Annotated in this window: 15 protein-coding genes; 8 read left to right on the plus strand and 7 right to left on the minus strand. The window is 25.7% G+C overall.

Annotation, left to right across the window (positions count from 1 at the left end; genetic code table 4):
* Window positions 1-133 precede the first annotated feature (133 nt).
* Together MALL_RS02385 and glf are read left to right on the plus strand one after the other, a co-directional pair.
* Complete coding sequence (locus tag MALL_RS02385; RefSeq protein WP_005683630.1) at window positions 134-4,123, plus strand: sugar-binding domain-containing protein; 3,990 nt, start codon at window positions 134-136, stop codon at window positions 4,121-4,123.
* A gap of 122 nt (window positions 4,124-4,245) precedes the next feature.
* Window positions 4,246-5,409, plus strand: coding sequence for a UDP-galactopyranose mutase (gene glf, locus MALL_RS02390; RefSeq protein ID WP_005683646.1), 1,164 nt, complete (start codon window positions 4,246-4,248; stop codon window positions 5,407-5,409).
* 24 nt (window positions 5,410-5,433) lie between these two features.
* Here the strand turns inward: glf and MALL_RS02395 are convergent, their stop codons facing one another.
* From MALL_RS02395 to MALL_RS02420, 6 genes are all read right to left on the minus strand, one after another.
* Entirely contained in the window at window positions 5,434-6,744 is a 1,311-nt protein-coding gene (locus MALL_RS02395; RefSeq protein WP_005683654.1) for a glycosyltransferase family 2 protein, read from the minus strand.
* Entirely contained in the window at window positions 6,735-7,700 is a 966-nt protein-coding gene (locus MALL_RS02400; protein ID WP_005683658.1) for a glycosyltransferase family 2 protein, read from the minus strand. The genes MALL_RS02395 and MALL_RS02400 overlap by 10 nt, the downstream gene beginning before the upstream one ends.
* Before the next feature lie 7 nt (window positions 7,701-7,707).
* Window positions 7,708-8,625: a UTP--glucose-1-phosphate uridylyltransferase gene (locus tag MALL_RS02405; RefSeq protein WP_005683645.1), complete on the minus strand. Its 918-nt coding sequence runs from the start codon at window positions 8,623-8,625 to the stop codon at window positions 7,708-7,710.
* A 100-nt stretch (window positions 8,626-8,725) separates the two neighbouring features.
* Window positions 8,726-10,558 carry a molecular chaperone DnaK gene (gene dnaK, locus MALL_RS02410; RefSeq protein WP_005683621.1) on the minus strand — a complete coding sequence of 611 codons (1,833 nt, stop codon included), beginning with the start codon at window positions 10,556-10,558 and terminating at the stop codon, window positions 8,726-8,728.
* A gap of 83 nt (window positions 10,559-10,641) precedes the next feature.
* Window positions 10,642-11,580: a nucleotide exchange factor GrpE gene (gene grpE, locus MALL_RS02415; RefSeq protein ID WP_005683644.1), complete on the minus strand. Its 939-nt coding sequence runs from the start codon at window positions 11,578-11,580 to the stop codon at window positions 10,642-10,644.
* A gap of 15 nt (window positions 11,581-11,595) precedes the next feature.
* Window positions 11,596-12,663, minus strand: coding sequence for a heat-inducible transcriptional repressor HrcA (locus MALL_RS02420; RefSeq protein ID WP_005683636.1), 1,068 nt, complete (start codon window positions 12,661-12,663; stop codon window positions 11,596-11,598).
* 114 nt (window positions 12,664-12,777) lie between these two features.
* On the opposite strand from MALL_RS02420, the gene MALL_RS02425 reads away from it, so the two are divergent.
* The 5 genes from MALL_RS02425 to MALL_RS02445 all read left to right on the plus strand — a co-directional run bounded on the left by MALL_RS02425 (window position 12,778) and on the right by MALL_RS02445 (window position 24,006).
* Complete coding sequence (locus tag MALL_RS02425) at window positions 12,778-13,134, plus strand: heme exporter protein CcmD (RefSeq protein WP_005683627.1); 357 nt, start codon at window positions 12,778-12,780, stop codon at window positions 13,132-13,134.
* Window positions 13,135-13,362: 228 nt separating this feature from the next.
* Window positions 13,363-15,924 carry a PTS transporter subunit IIABC gene (locus MALL_RS02430; protein WP_005683649.1) on the plus strand — a complete coding sequence of 854 codons (2,562 nt, stop codon included), beginning with the start codon at window positions 13,363-13,365 and terminating at the stop codon, window positions 15,922-15,924.
* Between the two features lie 532 nt (window positions 15,925-16,456).
* Window positions 16,457-20,086: an MGA_1079 family surface serine endopeptidase gene (locus MALL_RS02435; protein WP_005683648.1), complete on the plus strand. Its 3,630-nt coding sequence runs from the start codon at window positions 16,457-16,459 to the stop codon at window positions 20,084-20,086.
* A 246-nt stretch (window positions 20,087-20,332) separates the two neighbouring features.
* Entirely contained in the window at window positions 20,333-21,745 is a 1,413-nt protein-coding gene (locus MALL_RS02440; RefSeq protein ID WP_005683626.1) for a hypothetical protein, read from the plus strand.
* Window positions 21,746-22,266: 521 nt separating this feature from the next.
* On the plus strand, window positions 22,267-24,006 hold the full coding sequence (locus MALL_RS02445; RefSeq protein ID WP_005683659.1) for a hypothetical protein: 1,740 nt from the start codon (window positions 22,267-22,269) through the stop codon (window positions 24,004-24,006).
* Window positions 24,007-24,089: 83 nt separating this feature from the next.
* On the opposite strand, the gene MALL_RS02450 is transcribed toward MALL_RS02445, so the two are convergent.
* Window positions 24,090-24,632: a hypothetical protein gene (locus tag MALL_RS02450; protein WP_156785625.1), complete on the minus strand. Its 543-nt coding sequence runs from the start codon at window positions 24,630-24,632 to the stop codon at window positions 24,090-24,092.
* 102 nt (window positions 24,633-24,734) lie between these two features.
* On the opposite strand from MALL_RS02450, the gene MALL_RS02455 reads away from it, so the two are divergent.
* A partial coding sequence (locus tag MALL_RS02455; protein ID WP_040545559.1) for an MAG3240 family lipoprotein occupies window positions 24,735-25,739 on the plus strand: 1,005 nt, incomplete at its 3' end.

Here is a 25,739-nt window from a genome sequence, read left to right on the forward strand (position 1 = left end):
TTTTGCTATGTGCTAGTTAAATAAGTAAAAAAACACTAATATATTTTTAATACTCTAAATAATATGGTTCAAAATTACAAATAATTAAAAATAAAATTATGTTATGAACTTTTCGTTCATTAAAAGGTGGAATATGAAAAAGAAAATTATTTTGTCAATATTTAGTATTTTTGGACTTTCTTTAAGTGCTTTAGCAATAGCTTGCAATAAAAAAACTGAAGTTCAAAATAATAATGATACAACAGTTAATAAAAACGATACAAGCACTAATGCTTTAAGTAAAAGAGAAGAAATTCTCTACGAAAATTTAGACTTTACTAAAAGAGAAGTAGAGTTTGTAGATAACTGAAAATTTAATTATGGAGAAAAAACTAACGCTCAAAAGAAAAATTTTGATGACTCTGATTGAGAAAACGTAAACTTACCTCATGATTTTAGTTTAAATTTACCATATGAAACAAGCAAAGGTGAAGCTGAAAGTGGTTTTAAACTAGGAGGAGTAGGTTGATATAGGAAAGACTTTACTATACCTGCTGAACTTAAAAATAAAAGAGTTGTAATAAATTTTGGTGGAGTTTATAACAATGCTGAAATATACATCAATGATAAAAAAATAGGTGAACACCCTTATGGATATACACCATTTGCTTTTGATTTGAGTGACTACTTAAATTATGGTGCACAAAACGTCATAGCTATTAAAGTTAATCATGAATTTCCTTCTTCACGTTGATATTCTGGTTCTGGAATTTATAGACATGTAACTTTATCTATTTTAAATGACTTGCATATAGGTAAATATGGAATAATTGCTCGTAGCACAAAACTGGAAGAGCAAAAAGATGGAAATGTGGAATTAAGTGTTTTTACAACCTTAAACAATTCTTCTAATGAAACAAAAAAAGCAATTGTAAAACAAACATTGCTAGATGACACCGGAAAAGAAGTTGCAAACATTTCAAGTGAAGCTGTAAGTATAGATGCAACAAATTCTAATACTATTACTTCAAAATTAAGCATAAATAAACCAAAATTGTGAAGTGTCGATAACCCATATTTATACAAAATAAAAACAGAAGTTTTAATCAACAATAAAGTAGTAGATACAAAATTTACAGATTACGGATTTAGATATTTTAAATTTGACAAAGATCAAGGGTTTAGTTTAAATGGTAAAAACATGAAACTTAAAGGAGTTTCAATGCACCACGATCAAGGTTCATTAGGTGCTAGAGCTTATATTGATGCTACTGCAAGACAAATTGATAAATTAAAAGCTATGGGAACAAACACTATTAGAGTTACTCATAATCCTGCTAGCGATATATTAATTGATTTAGCTAATAAAAAAGGAATTTTAATTATTGATGAAGCTTTTGATACATGAATTCTGCCTAAAAATGGAAATAAATTTGACTATTCAACGGCATTTAGAAAAGAAATCGGATCAGAAAACAAAATCATTGGAAAAACATCTGACAAAATGACATGAGCTGAAATGGACATGACTACAATGATTAAAAGAGGTATTAATTCACCTGCTGCTATTATGTGATCAGTTGGTAATGAACTAATGGAAGGAACTGGTGGGGACAATACAAAATATCCATCAATTCTAAAAGAAATGGTTGGTTGAATGACAAAAACTGACCCAACTAGACCAGCAACAATTGGTGAAAACCATTTAAGACACAGTCCATGAGCTCTTTCATATGAATTAGTTAATGAATTACATAAACTAGGTGGAGTTGTAGGATATAACTATCCAACTGATGGCTTTTTTGTAAGAGATAGAGCAAAATATCCAGATTGAAAAATTTATGCTTCAGAATCAGCTAGTGCAGTTAATAGTCGTGGAATTTATAACGAAAAGTATCAAGGTAACTACTCAGATGCAAGAACATCTTCAAAATATTTAACATCTTATGATAAATCAAGAGTTAGCTGAGGAGATACTTCAGCACAATCATGAGAATATGTTTTAAAAACCGATTATGCAGCTGGAGAAATGATCTGAACCGGATTTGACTATTTAGGTGAACCTACTCCTTGAAACGAACTAGGTCGTGCAAATATTTCTGATAAAACTCCTCCAAAAAGTTCATATTTTGGAATTATTGATACTGCTGGATTTCCTAAAGATCGTTACTATTTCTACCGTTCACAATGAATAGATGATAAAACAACATTGCATTTATTACCAGCATGAAAAGAAGAAATGATAACTAAAGGAAATAATAATGAAGTTGATGTAGTGGTTTACACAAATGCTCATAAAGTTAAATTATTTAAGGTAGAAAATGGAACTGAAACTGAATTAGGTTCTAAAGAATTTACAGAAACAACAACACCACTTGGATATAAGTTGAGATACTACACAGGAAATGATAAAAGTTCAAAAAGTTATGAAAATTTATTTTTCACTTTTAAAGTGCCATTCTTTAAAGGAAAAATCATAGCAAAAGCTTACGATAAAAACAATAAAGAAATCACCGAAACAGATGGAAGAAAAGTTATCGAAGACTTTGGAGTGGCTAAAAAAATTATCACGAAAGTAACAAAAAATAAATTAAATGCAAACAACCAGGATTTAAGTTATATCGAAATGACAATTGTTGATGAACAAGGTCGAGAAGTTGCAAATGCTGCTAATAATATATCTGTAAAGGTGGAAGGAAAAGGAGCAGAATTAGCTGCTATGGATAATGGTTTACAATTTGACCATGAACCATATAACTCAGGCAAAAGAAACGCCTTTAGCGGAAAATTATTAGCAATTTTAAGAGCAACAAATGAGCCTGGAAAAAGTGTAGTGACTATTTCTGGAGAAGGTTTAGAAACAGTAAAAATTGATTTAGAAACAATTTCAAATCAAAAACAAAATATTAAATCAGTAACAATGAAAAAGAATTATTACTATTCAAAAGGTAATAAACTAGAACTAGAAAAAAGTGTTTTAGTAAAAACAAATGATGGTAAATCCATCGAAGATGAAGTTGTATGAGACAAATACGACATTAAACTTTTAGAAAAAGAAAATTCTACATTTTCAATCAAAGGAACAACAAAACAAACTAAAGCAACCGTTAGCACGAATATAAACGTTATTTCTACACCAGTGGCCGCAATGAACTATAGCACAGCGGTTTTAGTAAATGATAAGATTAATTTACCAAAAACCAGACCAGTTATTGGTCCTGATGGACAAATCATTAACATTGAATTTCCTGTTCAATGAGTAGAACTAGACAAAATAAACACTTCTAAACCAGCAACATATCAAGTTAATGGAATTGTTAAAGCATTTAATAAAGAATACCCAGTACAAGCCTTAGTTAGAATTTTCCAAAAGGTTGAAGGCATTGGCGAAAACATAGCTCGTGGAGCAAGATTAACTCAAAATATCGATTCTAACAAACATTCTGATAATTTAGCTGCTATTATAGATGGTACAGAAAATTATCAAGTCGTTTCTGGTGGAGATAATGCAACAATGTGAAGTAATTATAAAAATGCACAAGACAAAAAGCAAGATGCAGAATTAACATTTGCCTTTGCAACAAATGCTTCTGTTAGAAGAGTTAAAATATATGTATATGAAGACTCTTGATCAGCAATTATGCCTGATGACTTGGAATTATATTATGTAACAAATGGAACGGTCGAAAATGCCAAATGAGTAAAAGTTAATGTTAAAAAAACAATAGAAAGTCCAACAAGTCAAAACAAACCTCGTTTAATTCCAGTTATTTTAGATTTTGATCCAATTAACATTTTACACATGAAATTAGTAATAAAAGGTAAAAAAGGTAATGTAGCAAATCAAAGTCATTTCCATGCTACTGCTTTAACTGAAGTTGAAATTTTAAGATCTGAAACATCACTAAAATTAAACAACACAGTTTTACCTGAAAGAATTTTACTTAATGGTGAAGATTTAAATTATTCAGATTTAGAAAAAGAAATTGAATTAGATTCAAATAAATTTGAATTATATGTACAAGACAATTCAAATAATGTCTCAATAACCACCCTACCAGAATTCAATGGAAAAAGAACAATAATTTTCCAATCAGAAGATGGTCAAAAAACTAGTTATATAACATTTAAACTTAAAAAATAATTCTTTAAAAATCGCAATTTACTATTGCGATTTTTTCTTTATTAGTCTTTAACATAGTAAAAAAAGCAATAAATATTCAAAAAAAATTAGTATAATAAATCTAAAATATTTAAAGAGGTAATATGAAAATTAAAATAATAGGAACTGGAATTGCAGGATGTAGTATAGCTAATTTATTTGCTAATGAAGGTTATGAAGTTGATATATATGAAAAGAAAAATCACATAGGTGGTAATTGCTATGATTTAGAGAGTAAATCAGGTATTTTGTATCATTTATATGGTCCTCATATATTTCATACTAAAAATTTAGAAGTGGCAAAATTCGTTCAAAAATTTGCAAAATTTAATTCTTATGTTAATAAACCAGTAGCAAAAATAAGAAATAAATTTATTAATTTACCAATTTCATTTACAAGTATTAAACAAATAGTACCTAATAAATATGAAAGAATAATTAACCAAATTTTAAAAGAATTTCCTAACAGCCAAGAGGTTTCAATATATGATTTAAAATCAAGAATAAAAGATAAAGAAACAAAAAAAATAGTAGATTGAATTTATCAAAATGTTTATGCTTCATACACTTCAAAAATGTGAAACATTAAAATTGATAAAATTGATAAAGATGTTTTAAATAGAGTAAAAATTTTATTAAATGAACAACACAATTATTTTCCAGGAGCAATCTTACAAGGACTGCCTGAACAAGGTTATACTAAAATGCTTGAAAAAATGCTAGATCATCCAAATATTAAATTACATTTAAATTTTGATGCAATGCAAAATCTAGAGTTAAAAAATAATACCATTTATTGAGATAAAGTTCCTTGCAATAACAAAATAATTTATACTGGTCAAATAGAAAACTTACTTAAGTTTAAACATGGTTATTTACCTTACAGATCACTTAATTTTAAATTTCTTGAATTTGATAAATCCAATTATCAAAACTATACAATTATCAATAAACCTCTTCATAAGTCAATAACAAGAACTGTTGAGTATAAAAAAATGACTTTGCAAAAACATACCAAAACATTAATTTCTCATGAGTATCCAGGTCAATATAATCATCTAGATCCAAAATGAAATGTTCCATATTACCCTATAAACCAGGATAATAATATTAAATTATATAATTTATACAAAGAAGAAATTGTCGAATATAAAAACATGTTTCTTTTGGGAAGGTTAGCACAATATAAATATTTTGATATGGATAAAACAATTGAAGAAGCAATAGAATTATTTAATTCTCTAACAAGAAAATTTAAAGCAGTATAAAAAAAGCTTCGTTTGGAAGCTTTTTTATTGTTTTCTAGCTATAGGCGCAGTTGAATATGATTTTTTAAATAAAGCTATAAAAGTTATTGGAATATAAGTAATCATAAACAATGGATATGTAAATAACGATTTACATTTTTGTCATTTAGTAGCGTTTATTCTTTTTGAATTTCTTTTTAAAATAATAATACCTTGAATAAATAAATTTAAATAAATTGTTAAGAGAATAAAAAACGGAGTAGTTGTAATATAAATTATTACTTGTGTTAAATTAAAAGCAGCAAACGCACTAGTATCTGTTAAATAATTATAATAATAATTTAGAAACATTAAAACTGACGTTATTACGTAAAACAATATGTTTATAATAAAAGTATAAATACCGGGAAATAAAGTTAATATATTCATCATTACCGGAAAGTGCTTGAGCTTAGGCTTAAACATCATCTTTACAAGTGATTTTTTATAAAGATTTCAAACTTGTTTAAACCCTACTGATCAACGCATTCGTTGCTTTCAAGAATCCTTAAACTTTATTGGTTGTTCATCGTAAAAAATAGCATCTTCTGAATAATTACATTTTTTTTTGTTTAATAAAATTCACTGGGTAAATTCTATGTCATGACTTAATGAATTAAAATCTCATCATTTAGTTTGTTCTAAAACTTCTTTAGTAAAAGAAAATCCTGTTCCATTTATATATGCACTATGTTGTTTAGATGAACGACCTTTATTATGAACTGTTGATTCTTTTAAAAATTGTATTGAATAAGCGCTAGATATTCAATTATCAGCATAGTTTTTAGAGTTTCGATATGAAGTAACAACATCACTTCCATAATAATCATATGCTTTATTAATTTCACTAACTCAATTTTTATCTAATAAATTATCAGCATCAAACGAACAAAAACAATCATAATTTTCTAATCAATTATTATCCCTTATATACCTTAAAGCATGTTGAATAGCAAAATTACCACCTTTTTGAACATTATTAAATCTTTCTAAAACATTTATTCCAGCTTCTTTACCAATATTATATGTTTGTCTATTATCTGTACAATTATCTGCTACTAAATAAATATCGATTGTTCCTAAATAGTTTTGTTTTTGTATAGATTCAATTAATTTTTTAAGGGTTATGCTTTCATTTCTTGCAGGGATAACAATAGCAAAGCGACGTAACTTTTTAGGTTGATAATCAGCTAAAATATTTTTCTTTTTTCTGCTATTAAAAAAGTATTTTCATTCCAAAGAATATAGTAAAAAGAAAAATAATCCTATACCAATTGTTGCTCAAAAAAAGATATAAAATGCTAATTTTAATTCCATTTTTCTCCTTTAATATTTTCTATTAATTCAAAACGATCACTATTTTCTTCTTTAATTAAAAATAAATTTTTATTCTTTATTGCTTTATTAATATTTATTTTTAAAAGAAATTTTGCAAATGATGAGACATTTTGTAGTAAATAGTTTATTTTAGTTTCGCTTAAATAAACTTTTGTGTTCGTAAGATATAAACCTTTAACAAATTTTGGAAGTAAAAATTTAAAAATAAAAAATTCAGAACTATTTATTTTTTTAAGTGCACTAAAGGCACATTCTTCACTTTTTAATCTTTTTTTAGTTCATCCTGATGACATTGTATTAAAAGGTCTTGTAAACCAATAAGTAGCAGTGATTCTATTAATTACTTTAAATTTTTTAGCTTTACTTAGTAAGTCTAAAAATAAAGGATAATCTTGATATGAAACATTTTCTATTAAATCATCAGCTTGGTAAAAAAGATGAGTTTTAAAAACTATTGAACACGGTATTAAAACTGGTGCAATTTTTTGATTATGGTATTTAATAAACATTTTAGGATTTATAATAACTTTGATTTTATTAAAAATAACTGTTGTTTTTGTTAAAACAAAATCAAGGTTATCCTTATCTATTTTTTTAATTAAAACGTTTAAAAAGTTATTATGTATTAAATCATCGCTATCTAAAATCATCATGTATTTTGAATTAAAAATTTGATTATTTTTAGCATAGTTAATTACAGAACCTCAATTTCCGTTTAATTTTTTATTATACAAATAAATATTTTTATGGATTTTTGCATAATCATTAACCAATTGCTCAGTTGTGTCATTTGAAGCATCATTAACAACATGAATATTTATAAATTGATCATAATTTTTTATTTTTGTAACAGACTCTAATGCCTTGATAATATATTCTTGTGAATTATAAGCAGGAATTAAAATGCTACATAGTTTAAATTCAGGATTGTTCATAATATCTCTATTTATTTTTTTTACATTTGCTTTTTATAAATGCACTTATTTCTTCGTTTAGTGAATCTTCACAAAGTGCATAATCAATATTTGCTTTAATAAAACCTTCAACTCCACCTAAGTCATATCTTGTACCAGTAAAGGCAAAAGCAAAGATTTTTTGTGTTTGCATTAGTTCATCAAAACTATCAACAAGTTGAACTTCTTGTCCTACTCCTGGAGCAGTTTTTTCAAGAATATTGAAAATTTCTGGATTAAATACATATCTTCCTAAAATTGCTCTGCTTGATGGTGCATCTTCTTTTTCAGGTTTTTCAATCGCTCCTATTATTTCAAAAGTTTTATTAGCTCGTTCATCTCTATTCTTAGGAGTTACTATTCCGTATTTGTTAACTTTGTTTCATAAAACTTTTTGAACACCGACAATGTTAGCTCCATTTAATGATTCATAAGCTTCCATAAGTTGTTTTATTGCAGGTTTTGTTCCATCACTTACTTTTACTAAATCATCTCCTAAAATAATTCCAAAAGGTTCATTGCCTATTATGTCTTTACAAACTAATATTGCATCACCCAAGCCTTTTTGGGTTTCTTGAATGACAAATTTTATATATTGATTTCTGTTTGTTTTTTTAACAACTTCTAGTAATTTTTTCTTATTTTTTAATTTTAATTCTTTTTCTAGAGCGTCATTAACGTTAAAATAATCTACAAGTTCTAGCTTTCTTTGACTTATAACTAAAATAATTTCTTCAGCGCCTGATTGAATCGCTTCTTCAACTAAATAATCAATAGCTGGTTTATTTAAAATTGGTACAAGTTCTTTGTGAACGGTTTTTGTCATTGGTAAAAACCTTGTTCCTCAACCGGCACAAGGAATAATAACTTTTCTTATTTTTTTAATATTTTCATTTATTGTTTTCATAATAATGTTAACATTATATACTATGTTTTATTTTTCATATAAATATTGAGTAATAAAACGTAAAAGTAAACAAAAAAAGCCAATTGGCTTTATTTTTGTATTATTTTTTACTATCTTCTTCTACAACTTCAGCTTCCATTGCTTGTTCTTTATGTTCTTCTTGTGTACTTTCTTGAGCTTGTGGTTGTTCTGTAGATGCATTTTGTTGTGCTGTATAGTTAGCAAAATCACGCATTAAGTTTTCATATTGTTCTAATTTTACTTTTAAAGCTTCAATGTCTTTTTTAGCAATTAGTTCATTTAACTCGTCAATCATTTTTTGACTTTCTTGTTTTGATTTTTCGTCTAATTTTTCACCTTGTTCTAACATTGTTTTTTTGATTTGATCTATTAATGATTCTGCTCTGACAATAACTTCTGCTTCTTCTTTACGTTTAGCATCGGCTTCTTTGTTTTCTTCAGCTTCTTTAACCATTCTATTGATTTCATCTTCGCTTAATTTTGTTGAATTTTGAATTGTAATAGTTTGTTCTTTATTTGTCTTTTTATCTTTAGCTGTAACTTTTGTAATACCATTAACATCGATTGAAAAACTAACTTCAATTTGAGGAACACCTCTAGGTGCTGCTTCAATACCACTTAAGTTAAATTGTCCTAATAATTTATTATCATTAGCCATTTTTCTTTCACCTTGTACAACTCTAATTGTAACTTCTGCTTGATTATCAGCAGCTGTTGAGAATAATTGACTTTTTGTAACAGGTATTGTTGTATTTCTTTCAATTAATGGTGTAGCAATTCCTCCCATTGTTTCTATTCCTAAAGTTAATGGTGTAACATCTAATAATAAAATATCATCAATATCTCCAGCTAGAACTGAACCTTGAATTGCTGCACCTATTGAAACAACTTCATCAGGGTTAATTGATCTATTTGGTTCTTTACCTAATGTACGTTTAACCATATCTTGAACCGCTGGCATTCTTGTTGATCCACCAACTAAAAGAACTTCATGCAAGTCGTTTGCGGTAATTTTTGCTTCTTTTAAAGCATCTTCAATAGGTTTTCTTGTTCTATCTAATAATGCGCTTGTCATAGCTTCAAATTCACTACGCTTTAATTCAGTTTCAACGTTAATTGGGCCTTCAGGTGTAACTGCTAAGAATGGTAAATTAATTGTTGCAACTGCTTGGCTTGATAAATCAATTTTTGCTTTTTCTGCTGTTTCTTTTAAACGAGCCATTGCCATTTTGTCAGTTGAAGCATCAAATTTATAATCTCTTTTTATTACTGATACTAATCAATTTACAATTTCATTATCTCAGTCATCTCCCCCTAAGTGGTTGTCTCCAGAAGTTGAAAGTACTTCAAAAGTTCCATTTTCTAATTCTAGAACTGAAACGTCAAAAGTTCCTCCTCCTAGGTCATATACTAAAACTTTCATTGCTTTTTCAGTTTTATCTAAACCAAATGCTAATGCTGCAGCAGTTGGTTCGTTAATAATACGTAAAACTTCTAATCCAGCAATTTTTCCAGCTATTTTTGTAGCTTCACGTTGAGCATTGTCAAAGTATGCAGGAACTGTTATAACTGCTTTTTTAACTTGAGTTCCTAGTTTTTTTTCTGCATAATCTTTCATGTATGAAAGGATCATTGCACTTATTTCTTCAGGTTTATATTCTTTTTTATTTACTTTTATAGTTTGACTTGTACCCATTAATCTCTTAATAGATGCAATTGTATTTGGGTTAGTTTCTATTTGTCTTTTAGCAACTTCTCCAACTATAATTTCATTGTTTTTAAAACTTACAACAGATGGTGTAGTTCTTTTCCCATTTGGGTTTTCTAAAACGATAGCGTTTTTTTCTTCCATTACGGTTACAACTGAGTTTGTTGTACCTAAATCTATTCCTAAAATAATTTCTTTAGCCATAATAGCCTCCTTGATTTGTGTTTGATTTACAATAGTATTTTAGCACATTTTTAGCAATCAACCTAATAAAGTGCTAAATTTTTTTATTTTTTATTTATCGTTACTTGAGCAGGTTTTACAACTCTTCCATTTAGTTTAAATCCATTCATATTAACCTTAGTTATAGCATTATCCATAAATTCTTCATTATTTATAGTATCAATTACATTATGCTCTTCAGGTAAAAATTCATCACTAATATTTGGTTTAATAATTTCAATTTTGTTATCTTCAAGCATTGATTCAAATTGTTTTTTAATCATATTAAAACCAACAACATAATTTTTAACAGCTTGATTTTCAGTATTAGCTGCGCTATTGATTGCCAATTCAAAATTATTAAATGGAATAATAAAATCTTCTAAAAAATTTTGTAGAGCAAATTGCTTAATTTCAGCTTTTTCTTTTTCTATTTTTACTGCATTTTCGCTAAGTGCTTTTTTTAGTTCTTCACTTGCTTTTGCTTGTAAAGTTTTTGCTTTTTCTTGAAGTGAATTTATGTTTATTTTTAATTCAATTTCTTTAAGTTCTAACTGTCCTTTTAATCTTTGAATATCTTTTAAAGATTCTTCATATTTATCTTTATATTCATTTTTAACTGGCGCTTGTTCTTTTTCAATATTTTCAGATTCAACAACTTTTGGTCTAATAAAAATATATTCTTTATTTTCTTTTTCTATTTTATCTACTAATAATGTAATAGTAACATCTTTTCCTGCTAAATCTTGATCTGGATATTCAGGACTAAATTTATAAGGAAGAACTAAAGGTCCATGAATTTTTTTATTTATTATTAATTCGTCAAAACCATCAAATAATTCTTCTTGCCCTATTGTAAAAATTAAACGTTTTTTAAATTTGTCTAACTCTTGATTATTAATATTAATTTTTATTTTTGCATGAATTGTATCACCTAAATGTAATTTTATTTTTAATTTACTTTGCTTAAGATTTTCAATGTGCTCATTAATTTTATTTGCCATTTTAACTCCTTATATTTAATATTCATCATCTTCATCATTTATATTAACGCTAAAAAATCCTTGAAAGTCTTCATCTGAAATTTCGTGATTTACATTACCATTCTTCTTTGTTACTAAATCTTCTAAAAATAAAATCGCACTTCTCATTTTTGCAAAATCACTAACTGTTGAAGTAACAACACTAATTTCTTGAATTGATCCATCAAATGGTAATCTTTTTGACATAATTGAACCACTTTTGTCAATAGATATTTTTAAATTTTGATCTTCAGGAGTTTTTCCTTCAATAATTTCTCAAATTGAATGATTCTCAATTAAGTCCAACATCCTATTTAAATCTTGTCGGTTAATACCTTCACTTAAAATAATGTTGTTTTTTCCATAAACTTTGTTTTGTTTTTTAAATGCAAAATTAAAAACTTGACTTGAAAAGTTTTCTAATAGCTCTTCATAATTTGAAACGCTTTTAGCTAAAAGAGGTTTTAATAATTCAGCTCTTTGAGATAATTCTGTTATCTTTGTATTAACTAATTTTTCTTTAAACAATCTAATTGCTATTCTGATGTCTTCTAATTTATAGTGGTAATTTTTAATATTTAAGATTTTTGAAAAAACGCTTCCGTTGCTTAATATTAAAATAATTGAAGCACTATAATTTGAAATTGGAACTAATTGAATTGATTTTAAAAGTTCATTTGAATCGTCACGACTAGTGATTAAAGTCAATCCAGTTACATCTGAAATTAATTCAGCAGCTTGCTCAAGAGTATCAGTTATATCTAATTTTCTTTTAGCAAAAACTTTTTTTAATTTTTTAGTAAAAATTTCTTGCTGACTTAAAGCTAAATATTCAGAATAATATTGTAGACCTTTAACAGATGGAATACGTCCTGATGAAATATGTGCTTTTTCTAAAAAACCTTTTGTCTCAAGTTCGTTCATCAAGTATCTAATTTTTGCACTTGAACAATCTAAGTTATGTTTGTTCAGCAAATGACTTGATGAAACTGGTTCCATTTCTTCAATATAAATTTCGGTTGTTAATTTTAAAATTTTTTCTAGACTTTCTTTGATTTTTTGCATATTGTTATTATATAGTAAATTTTTTGTTTTTAGCAATTAATTCAATAAAGTGCTAAAAAATTTTAACGATACTCTTTAAAGAATTAAAAAATGAAATTATAGTAAAATATTAGCATGAATTTAGAACAAAAAGTGACAATATTTTTAGAAGCTACTAAAGAAATTACAAAAAATAACTCTAGTGTTACTTCATATTTAATTTTAGCTTTTGGGATTTGTTTTGTATTGTTAGGAATATTTATTTTTATGTTATATCCAAAACAAAAACAAAAAATTAGAAAATATAAAGAAGAACAACTAAAAGTTTTTCATGAAAATAATCCAAAAAAGAAGAATTATAATTATGAATCAAGTGGACTCTTTATTCCGTCCTGAGAAAGAATGAAATTTAATTTACCTATATTTTTAGGTTTAACTTCTATTATTATTGGTGTTTTTATGATTGCTACTAAAATATTAAATTGAGTATAGATATACTTTTTAAAGTTTACTTATGTATCTTGTATATAGGAGAATAAGTAAACTTTTTTTATAAACTTTTGAAAAATAGTATTTTTAAAATTTTCAAAAATATTTAAAATATTTAAAAATATTATTAATATATATTTTATTTATCATATTTAAATTGTTTATAAATAAAGTGAATTATAATTAAAAGGTTGAAAATCAACAATAATACTATATATACGAAAGGAAAAAATGAACACACTTTCAAAAAAGTTTTCACAGCGTAGTGAAAAACAGAAAGCTAAAGATAACAGTGGTTCTGGAAAATGAAGAAAAATTCTTTCTAAAGTTTCTGGTGCATTTATGTTGCCTATTTCAATTATGGCAATCGCTGGTTTATTTTTAGGTGTTGGTGCTACTATTGCAAGTAACGCTGGTGATAATGAAGGTTTAAAAGTTTTTGGTAACTTTATAAAAATGCTTGGTGAACCTGTATTTGCCGCATTACCGTTATTATTTGCAGCTGCCTTTGTAGTAGCCTTTACTGATGAAGCTGGTGTTGGAGTTTTTGCAACCATTGTTGCTTATCTAACATTTACAGCTTTACAATCGGTTTTCATAACAGAATCATGAAAACCATTACTAGACGCTGCTGGTAACCCATTAAGAGAACAAGTTTACGATGCTAATTTAGGTAAATTTGTTGAAGGAGCAAATGATGCTCAAACATTAGAGGGTTATGTTGTCTTATTTGCGCAAGGAGGTAGAGATGCTGCTTCAATGAAGAACTTAGTTGGATCAACATTAGGTTTTAAAGCTCTACAAACTTCTGCATTTGGAGGTATTGTAATTGGATTAATCGTACAATACTTATACAACAGATTCCACACAATTCAATTGCCTTCATTCTTGTCATTCTTTGGAGGTAAAAGATTCGTTTCAATTATTGCTATAGTTGCAATGATTCCTACAGCATTTATCTTCTTATTATTATGACCATGAATAGGAAAAGGATTAAATGCATTCGGAGGATACTTAGGGCAAGTTCCTTATGGATTCGAATCATTTATATTTGGATTTTTAGAAAGATCATTAGTACCATTTGGTCTACACCATGCTTTCTATGCTCCATTATGATACTCTCAAGCTGGAGGAGATTTAAATTCAGCACTTAAAACATTTATTGATGCTAACCCAACATTAGTACAAGGACAATCATTTAAAGATTTAGTTTCTGAAGTTTCAAGCAACATTAACTCATATACTGGTGATAGCTTAATGTCAATTAAATTAGTTGGATTCAAACACAATGAAATCTCATACACATTAAACGGAACTGAAGTTGTAAAACCTTTATTTGATTTTATAGCTCAAGATCTAGGTGTTAAAGTAGGACGTTTCTTAGATGGTAAATTCTCATTTATGATCTTTGGATTACCTGCTGCTGGTGTAGCTATGATATTAGCTGCTCCAAAAGAAAACAGAAAAATAGCAATTGGTGCTGTTGTACCAGCTGCTGTAACATGTATGGTAACAGGAGTTACTGAACCTATTGAATTTACTTTCTTATTCTTAGCTCCATGATTATTCTGAGGATTCCACGCATTTATGTGTGCTGTATCATTCATGTTAGCAAACTTATTACAAGTACATATTCCAATGGCATTTTCAGGTGGATTATTAGACTTAGTAATTTATGGAATTATACCTATGGTTAAAGGAACAAACTGATACTGAACATTTGCTGTTGGTGTAGTTTATGCTCCTATTTACTTCTTTGTATTCTACTTATGTATCAAATGATTCAATTTAGAAACACCAGGACGTGGAGAAAACACAAGATTATTCACAAAAGCTGATTACTTAAAACAAAAAGATTCAGATAAATCACAACCTACAAACTTAGGTAAAATCGATCCTAAAGCTTTAGCAGTAGTTCAAGCTTATGGTGGATTAGATAACATTACAGCATTTAACAACTGTGCATCACGTTTAAGATATGACGTTAAAGACGGATCATTAGTTGATGATAATGCACTTAAAGCTTCAGGAGCTGCCGGAGTTAAACACGAAGGTAATAAACACGTTCAAGCAATTTTTGGGCCAGTTTCTGAACAATTAAACGCTAAAATTAAATCTCAACGTCCATTAATTGCACAATGAGAAGCTGAAAACAAAAAAGCTACACCAGCTAAAGTTGAAGAAACTAAAGCTCCTGTATCTGAGCCTGTTGTGGCAAAAGAAGAACCTAAAGTTGTTCCTGCACCTGTGCCTGCACCTGCAGTAGTAGAAGCTAAAAAACCTGAAGCACCAGTAACTAAACCAAAAGTTGTTGCTAATGAAGAAGAAGGCGTTACTATTACAGCACCAGCTTGTGGTAGATATAAAACACTAGAATCATTAAACGACGGAGTTTTCTCAGAAAAAATGGTCGGTGAAGGATTTGTAGTTAAATTCTCAGCCCAAAAAGAAGCAAGAATTTATGCACCATTTGACGGACATGTTACAATGGTTTATGATACAAAACACGCTTATGGATTAACTTCAAAAGATGGGCTACAAATGTTATTACATATTGGACTTGATACTGTTAAACTAAACGGTGAAGGATTTACTCCTTGAGTTAAAACAGGTCAAAGAGTTAGAGCTGGAGATATTCTAGCAACTATTGATATGGAATTACTAAAATCAAAACGTGTAGTAACAGATTTAGTTGCAGTTGTACTTCCTGAATCAGCTAAAACTAATGTTAAACCTCTTAAATTACACAAAGACGTAATTAGAGTTGCTACAAAAGTTGCAAAAATTTACTAATTAAATTTTGGATAGTGCTTGTCACTATCTTTTTATATCCCTTAAAAAAGGCAAAAAAAGTAGGCACCACCAATGTGATGCCTCATTATTATTTTTATTATAAGGTGCAAAAAAGGAAACAAATTCGTTATATTGAAACATACAATAAATAAAATAACTCTAAAAATTTGCAATAATCTATGATTATTAAGTAAAAAAATTAAAAAATTGATATCGGGAACAGAAAATGAATGAATGAAATCTATTCCCAAATTAATTTTAACACTATGCAAAATTATTAACAAAAAAACTAATTTTTATATATTTATAAACATTTCAATATTTTTTTAATTAAAAAGAAAAAAATTATTCTATATATAAATGTTTTCACAAAAATAAAAAATGTGTTTTTTTATATTTTTAATTTAAAAAATAAAACATGATTTTTTTAAAAAATACATTTTAGGCAAAAAAAGTCTATTTTTTTAAACTTTTCTTTAAATTTTCTAATTTCAATTGTTTAGTAAAAAAACAAAAGTGCTAAAATACAAATATGAAAAAGCAACTTATTATTAAAAAGAAATGACTAACAATTTTAAGCACACTTAGTGCTTTAACTGTTTTAACAACGCTTTCTTGTTCATCAAAGGCAAAACAGAACGAAGAAGCAACAAACAATATTTCAAAAGACAGCAATTCAGATTCTTATTCAAATATCAAAAACAATATCAATAACGAAAAACTTAATCAAATTAGTTTAAATTTAAGACAAGATGCGCAAATAGCTATTAAAAACTTTAACATTAAACTATTCTCTGGTTCTATTACTAAAGATAATTTTTCTAACTACTTTACTTTCAACAATACCGATCAGTATGATTATGAAATTGAAAATATTAAGACAGATCCAAATAATAACAACAAGTTAAATTTTGATGTATTCGTATTTAATAAACAAAAAAGTGAAAAAGGTAAAATTACGCGTTCATTTAGTTTTGAAAACGATATACAAGAAATTATAAATGAAGAATCTAAAAAAGAAGAGTTTGAACACTATATAGAAATAAAAGATACAACTAAAAATCTTTATGCAGCTACTGAATTTTTTAAGAACAAAAATTATACAAATTTAATTAGACCATTACATAGAAGATATTTTACATTTAGAATTAAAAATGTTACAAAAACTACTATGGACAAGGCAAACGTAGTTTTAGAAATGCTTTTAAATGATAAAATAGTTAAAGAATTTAGTGTTACAAGTAGCAACTGAAAAGGTCAAGAATTTTTAAACTTGTCAAATGATAAAAAAAGCAAGTATTTATTGGATAAACATATTGCTAGATATAATGAACTTTTATCATTAAAAGATTTTAAGAAAAAAGCTCCAATAAATTATTCACCTAAAGATGTTGTACTAAGTGATATTTTTAATATTGAACAAATTGACGGATATAAAATAGAAATAGAAAAAGTGTCTAACTCAGAAAACCTAGAAGCAGCTAAATTAAAATACAAATTTAAAATTACTAATCTTAAAACTAATACAGTAACTTATTCTAATCCACACGAATTAGGAGGTTTTGCTAGACCAAATGATCCTACAAATTATGATGACTTTAATGATGAGTATTTTAAAACAACAAGTGATGAACAAAAAAATCAAGACAACACAAAGCTCCAAGAAGATGTCAAAAAAATCAATGGATATAATTTTAATTTAAGAAAAACTGGTGACTTTTCATATTTAGATCCAAGCTTTATGAACTCAAAAAACTTAAGATACTTTTTAGGGTTTACAGGGCCTGAACGAGTTGAAATAGAAGTTGAGGACGAAAATGGAGCAACAGGTAAGAAAAAAATTAAACCTTATAATTACGATAAAGACATTCAAATAGAAGGTGCTAATGAAAGTGGAGTGTCACTTTTAAAACTTCAGAATGATTACTTTTTTGCCTTTTATGATGTTAAAGCAAGCACTTCAAAAGATAATTATAAAACTCAAGGCGGAAATGACGAATTAACATTTAAGCTTGGTTTAATTAATAAAAAGAATCCAAAAATAAAAGCTCATACTAACACAATAAAGTTAGTTAATTTAAAAAATGAAGTTGCTGATAAATATTTTAGAATTGTTGATTTAAACAAAATAACATTAGATAATTTAGAAATAAAAAATTCAGAATTATCTAACATTAGTGTATCAGAATTAATTAGTAAAAATAATTCTCAAGATCTTATAAAAGTAAAGTATGATAAAAACCTTTTTAAATACAAAAAATATAATTTAAAAGAATCTAAATATATTGAAGACTTTAAAATAGTTGCTTCAAAAGAAATTAACGGAAATACCTACATACAATTGGGATTTGATAAAAACTGAAGTACAAAAAAAGATGAAGATAAACAAGAAAAATCATCAACTTGAATAAAAATAAATGGTTTAAAAAATAATGATAAAAATGATTTAAAAATTAATTCTAACTATGAAATTTTAAAATCTTTAGGTATTAATTCTAATCTTCTTAAACTTCAGAATTCACAAAACGAATTTAGCAGATACAGAAAATTAGAATTCAGTTGAAAAAATGGTATTTGAAAAACAAATACAGATAAAAGTAAAATTGAATATTTATTACCTAATGATCACTTTAAAGAAATTTTTGAAAATACTTCTTCTAATGTTTCTGAAAGATTGATACATTTAGATTTACCAATTTTTTTCAATAATGGATTTAAATCATTTGAATTACAATTTTTAAATAAATCTGATAAATGAGCCTATGCAACAATTAATTATGACAAATTAAGAACTTCAAAAACTATAACAATTTCAAATTTAAAGGCTAATGGTCAAGGGAATAAAAAAGATAATACAACAGAATTTAGCTTAAAAGCTACATTAAGGGATGATGGAATATTTATTGAAATAATTCCTTCATATCCAGGACTAAAATTCACTCAAAATTTATTTAAAGATGTTCTTAACGGTTATCCTAAAGACTTTAATTCAAATGAAGATGAAATTGACGAAACAAGAGTTAATAAAGACATAGCAATCTTTTATGATTCACATGCTACTAAAATTGCGCTAAGTTATAAAAATAATATTAAAAACGAAAACTTTATTGACTATCAAACAAATATATTTGACTATGATAAAGTAACATTCACACAAGAAAACCAACCTTTTGTTACTAGAAATAAATATACAAATGAAAATATTTATAAATTTAATTTTAACCAAAATGTACCATATAAATGAAGTGAAGGTTATAAAACTAATTTAGAAGTATTACACGATGACTATGACTTTAAAGAATTTAATGATATAAAGGCTAGAGTTTTCCGTTCAGAAGGAACAACTGGTGGAACATTTACAATGTTTAAAAAATTAAACAACGATAAAAATGATTATAAATTCTATGTAATTACTAATGAGCATGTTGTTGAAGACCCTTTTGATATGTTAAATCGACCAACTAAATATTTAAAAAGAAGTCACTTATTAATGCACAATAATCACTTAACAAATGATTTATATAATGGTGAGAAATTTTATGAAGGACAATACAATTTAGAAACTTTAGGTTTAACTTCATTCTGATACAATAAACAAAACGATCCAAAACGTAATAATCACTATATAGATGTACATATCAGTATAGTAGATATTAAAAATATGATTAATGAAGCTAAAAATTCATCTAGACATGAAATGGCTGCTTGATTAGAAAACTGAATGAACTTAAAAGATTTAGATTTTTCATATGAAACTCTATATGAAAGTAAAAGTAAATCTCACTTAACATACGAATCACTTTATAGTGGATTTCCTCAAGGAAAACTTTATAGTTATATGCATACAAGACCTTGGGTAAATGAAAGTATTATGCAATTTTCAAAAGATGACTTTTTACCAGTTTTTAATAGACCAGGAAATAGTGGAACATCAGTATTTAATAATAATGGTCAATTATGATCGATTATAAATAGTGCTAATTTTGATGTTACAGGTGTTGCATACTTAATGAGCAATCCAAACGTAGATCATTACGGATCTAATGCAAATGGAAATCCTTTATTAAAAACTTATAAATACAGCGTTATAGCTCAATTATATAGAGCAAATGCTTATGATCCATATCAATTTAAGTTATTTGAAGAAAGTAAAGTAAAGTAAAAAAATAAACTTATTTACAATTGTAAGTAAGTTTTATTTTGCTTGTTCATAGGTAAATAAGTAAAAATTAAAACATAAATAAAGTTTTTAATAATCATGTTTAAAATTTAATCTTTAAAAAGCAATAAATAGCAACTAAAATATTAAAAAAATAATAAAAATATAGAAAATTGAAAAAAATTTTGTAAAAAATTTAAAAAAACGTGTGCTTATTTCATAAAAAATGAAAAGTGCTAAAATATTAGTATGAAAAATAAGCTAAATATAAAAAAGAAATTAATTACTATTTTATGTTCTATGGGTGCATTAAGTGTTTTAACAACTCTTTCTTGTACTTCAAACTTAGTAAAAAATACAGATACAAATAATCAAATAGATAAAATAAATAGTCCCGATAAAGAAAACGAAAACAACAATCCTAACAATTCAACAATAGACAAGGATGATAAACCTGAAGAAGTTGTAAATAAAATAATTGCTGAAGAAAAGTTAAAGAAAATAAACTTAAACTTAAGAGAAGATGCAAAAGTTGCAATAAAAAATTTTAATATAAAACTTTTTTCTGGATCAATAACAAAAGATAATTTTAATAATTATTTTACTTTTAATGATGAAGATAAATATGAATTTGAAATAAAAAATATCAACACAAGTTCTGAAGATAATAATAAATTAGAATTTAATGCAGAAGTTATTGATAAACAAAATAAAGAAAAAGGAACAATATCAAGGTCTTTTACATTTGAAAATGATATAAAAGATATAATTTCTGAAGAGTCAAAAAAAGAAGAATTAGAACATTATATAGATATTAAAAATACAACTAAAAATTTATATTCAGCATCAGAATTTTTTGATAACAAAAATTATGAAAATCTTATAAAACCGCTATATAAAAGATATTTTACATTTAGAATTAAAAACGTAGTTAGTTCAACACGTGATAAAGCAACCCTTATTTTAGAAATGCTCCTAAACAATAAAGTTGTTAAGGAAATCACTGTAACAAGTAGCAATTGAAATGGTAAAGAATTTTTAAATTTACCACATGAAGAAAAAAATAAATACATTTTAGACAATCATATATCTAGATACAATGAAATTTTATATTTAAAAGATTACAAGAAAAAAGTCCCTGTTAATTATTCGCCTAAAAACGTTAATCTAAACGAAATATTTAACGTAGAACAAGTTGATGGTTATAAAATTGAACTTGAAAAAAATGAACAATCTGTAAATATAAACGATGGAAGACTTAAATATAAATTTAAAATAACAGATTTAAAAACTAATGAAGTTACTTATTCAGAAGAACATGAGTTAGGAGGTTTTCAAAAAATTAATGATCCGACTAATTATTCAGATTTTAATGACCAATATTTTACAACTGAAAAAGCCGATCAAAAAGGAAATGATTATAAAAATCTTGAAGATTTTTCTAAGAAAATCAACGGTTACAATTTCAAATTAAGAAAAACAGGTGATTTTTCTTACCTTGATCCTACTTACATGAACGAAAAAAATCTTAGATATTTTTTAGATTTTACTGGTCCAGAAAAAGTCGAAAAAGAAGTTTCTAATAATATTAAACCATATAACTATGATGAAAAATACAAATTGATGGAGCTAAAATTAATAATGTTTCTCTATCAAAATTAAAAAACGAATACTTATTTGCTTTTTATGATGTAAAGGGATACACCAGTAATGAATCATTAAAAATACAAGGTGCATCAGATGAAATAAGCTTTAAGTTAGGTTTTATTAACAAAAAAAATCCTAAATTAAAGGGTCACACTGGTGAAATAAAATTAAGAAATCTTAAAAATGAAGTTGCTGATAAATTTTTTAAAATAGAAGATTTAAATAAAATTACACATGAAAGTTTATACATTAATAAATCAGCATTAGCATCAATAAAACCTAGTGAATTAAAGTCAAAATTAAGTAATAAAGATTTAATAAAAGTAAAATATTCAAATAACCTCTATAAATTCAAAAAATATGAAATTGAAAATAAAGAATACTTAAAAATATTTAAAGTTGTTGATGTTAAAGAAGCTGATGACAAAAACGGATCCGCCTATATACAACTAGGATTTGATAAAGATTGAAATAGAAAAAATGATAAAAATAAAGATAATGTCGAACGATCATTTACTTGAATAAAAGTATCTGGTATGAAACAAGATAGTTCAATTAAAACAACAGATAAAAATAATTTTGATCTTTTAAACTCAATTGGATTACCAGAACATTTATTAAAAATACAAAATTCTGAAAATGAATTTAGCAGATATAGAAAATTAGAATTTAGTTGAAAAAATGGTATTTGAAAAACCAACATTGACAAAACCAAAATTGAGTATCTATTTCCAAATGACCACTTTAAAGAAATTTTTGAAAATGATAAATCAAATGTTTCAGATAGATTTATTCATTTCGACTTACCTATATTTTATAACAATAACTTAAAGAATTTTAAAAATGAATTTATGAGCAAAAACGAAAAATGAGCTCATGTTATATTAGATTATAGTAAGTTGAAAAATGAAAAAAGTTTAACATTTTCAAATTTAAAAGCAAAAGGGAAAGGTTTTAAAAAAGAAGCTGAAATAGATTTTACATTTAAAGCTACATTAAATGAAAATGGAATTCATATTGAAATAACGCCAACAAATAAAGAATTAAAATTTACACAAAAATATGATAGCGATGTTATAAAAGGATATCCTAACAACTTTAATTCTGAAAACGAAGAAATAGATGAAACAAAAGTTAATAAAGATATTGGAATTTATTATGATTCACATGCTACTAAAATTGCATTAAGTTATAAAAATAATATTAAGAATGAGAATTTTTTAAATTATGAAACAAATGTTTTTGACTATAACAAAGTAACTTTTACTCAGGAAAATCAACCATTTATTATAAGAAACAACTATACAGATGAAACATTTAATAAATTTAATTTTAATCAAAATGTACCATATAAATGAAGCCAAGGTTATAAAACAAATCTTGAAATTTTACACTATGATTATGATTTTAAAGAATTTAATGAAGTAAAAGCAAGAGTATTCCGTTCAGAAGGAACATCTGGAGGAACATTCACAATGTTTAAAAAATTAAATGATGATAAAAATGATTACAAATTTTATGTAATAACAAATGAACATGTTGCGCGAGATTCGTTTGATATGTTAAACCAACCTACAAAATTTATGAGAAAAACGCATTTATTGATGCACAATAATCATTTATCTAATGATTTATATAATGGTGAGAGATTCTATCAAGGTCAATATAATCTTGAGACATTATATCTAAACACATTTTGATTTAACAAACAAAACGAGCCAGATAGAAATAATCACTATATCGATGCTCATATAAGCATTGTGGATATAAGACATATGATTAATGAAGCAAAAAATTCATCTAGACATGAAATGGCAGCATGATTAGAAAATTGAATGAATTTAAAAAATCTTGATTTTTCATATGAAACTTTTTATGAAAGTAAACATAAATCAAACTTAACCTATGAATCACTTTATAGTGGTTTTCCAAAAAGTAAATTGTATAGTTACATGCATACAAGAGCGTTGGTTTATGACGAAACCATGGAATTTTATAAAGACGAATTTTTACCAGTTTTTAATAGACCAGGTAACAGTGGAACTTCTATTTTTAACAATAATGGTCAATTGTGATCGATTATAAATAGTGCATATTTTGATGTAGGAACTATTGCTTATTTAATGACTAATCAAAACGTAGATCATTACGGATCTAATGCAAATGGAAATCCTTTATTAAAAACTTATAAATACAGCGTTATAGCTCAATTATATAGAGCAAATGCTTATGATCCATATCAATTTAAGTTATTTGAAGAAAGTAAAGTAAAATAAAAAAATAAACTTATTTACAATTGTAAGTAAGTTTTATTTTGCTTGTTCATAGGTAAATAAGTAAACTTAGACTAAATAATTACTTATTTATTTTTAAATTCTCAATCATTTTTATTGTTTGAACTATGATTATTTTTATATTTTTTATCTATATTTATTTCATATCTATCGCTGAGTGCTAAACTTCCTTTAGTAACTCTTTGTTGTTCAATTTCATCACTAAATAATTTATCATAATCATGTTTAGAAAAATCTAAAAAAGAAAGTTTACGATACAGTTTATAACCTTCAAAAAAAACTCATAAATTTTTTTCTTTTTTATATTTTCAAACAAAATAGATTTTTAGACTTAACATATATAAAACTATTAATCCTAAAACTTCAATAATTACTAAAACAATAATACTTGTCATTAGAATATTCTTATCATTAAATAATGTTTTATCAAATGGAGCGATATTTAAGAAAAAACTTATTAACAAATAAATCATTATCGCAATACCAAACAGTATTTTTCCTAACAGTGCAATAAATATCATATTTGAATTTTCAGCGCTTCGTACCGAGTTATAAAACTTCATCATATTTTGTTTATAAAATCTTTGTTTAAAATTTAAGTTGTTCATGAAAGTATTATATAAGAAAAAAATTTTAAAACTTTTTGATTTTAAAACATATTATGGTTGATGAATATGTTTAATATTATTTTGTATAATTTAAACAATATTATGAAAAAAATTAAATTACTTCTTTTATCAGGAATCACTTTAGCAGTAATAACAACAAGTACAGGACTTGGTGTTTATTTTGCTAATGCAAATAAATATAAATTAAGTGATTCAAATATTTTTAATTATGAATATAAAAATCAGTTTATTAAAAACTTTAATAGTAAACAAATAACTGAAATTTCAAAAAATGTTCAAGTTTTTAATTTGTTTGAAAACAATGAGCAAATAGAATACGATAATTTAGCATTTATTAATGAAAAAATTGTATTTAGTACAAAAAATAAAACTATAGTATTAAATCCTAATTCATCTATGAACAAGGAAAATAAAGAAAAAATAAATCTAAATGACTTATTTATTAGTTATGACTTTAGTAAAATGCAAAATGATGCCTTTTATTTAAGTGATATAAAAAAGAAAAAATATAATAATCAACTATTTGTACCTGACTTACAAATTATTATTGATAATATTTTAAGCAGCAAAAACTACTTAAATACTTTTTATCCTAATTGAATTAATATTGAAAGTATACGAAATATAGGTTGAATTAACAATCAAGAACAAAAAATATACATTGAAAACCTTATAAAAATTTACTTATTAGCCTTAAACACTGGTCAAATAGACTTTATTGTTAAAATAAATAATTCCAAAATTATTAATAATTCTGTTCAATTTAATTTAGACATTTTAGATGCTGAAAATAACTCATTAATTGATGAAAAAAATAAAGAAATTAATTTTTATATAAATAATTTTTTAGATTATAAAAAATCATCAGTAATTGGTATTAATTTTGATAATAACGATAAAGAAATTTTATTTAACGAATATTTAAATTTTCCAGTATTAAAATTTAAACAAAATCCATGAAATTGAAGCAATTATGATAATTTGGTTGATGGTGTTGAACTTTTAGAAGAAAAATATAGTGCAAAATCATTTAAATCTTTACTAAAGAAAAATAAAGATTTGCTCTATATAGAAGTTCCAAAAGAT

Source organism: Mycoplasmopsis alligatoris A21JP2, from assembly GCF_000178375.1.
Lineage (GTDB): Bacteria > Bacillota_I > Bacilli_A > Mycoplasmatales > Metamycoplasmataceae > Mycoplasmopsis > Mycoplasmopsis alligatoris.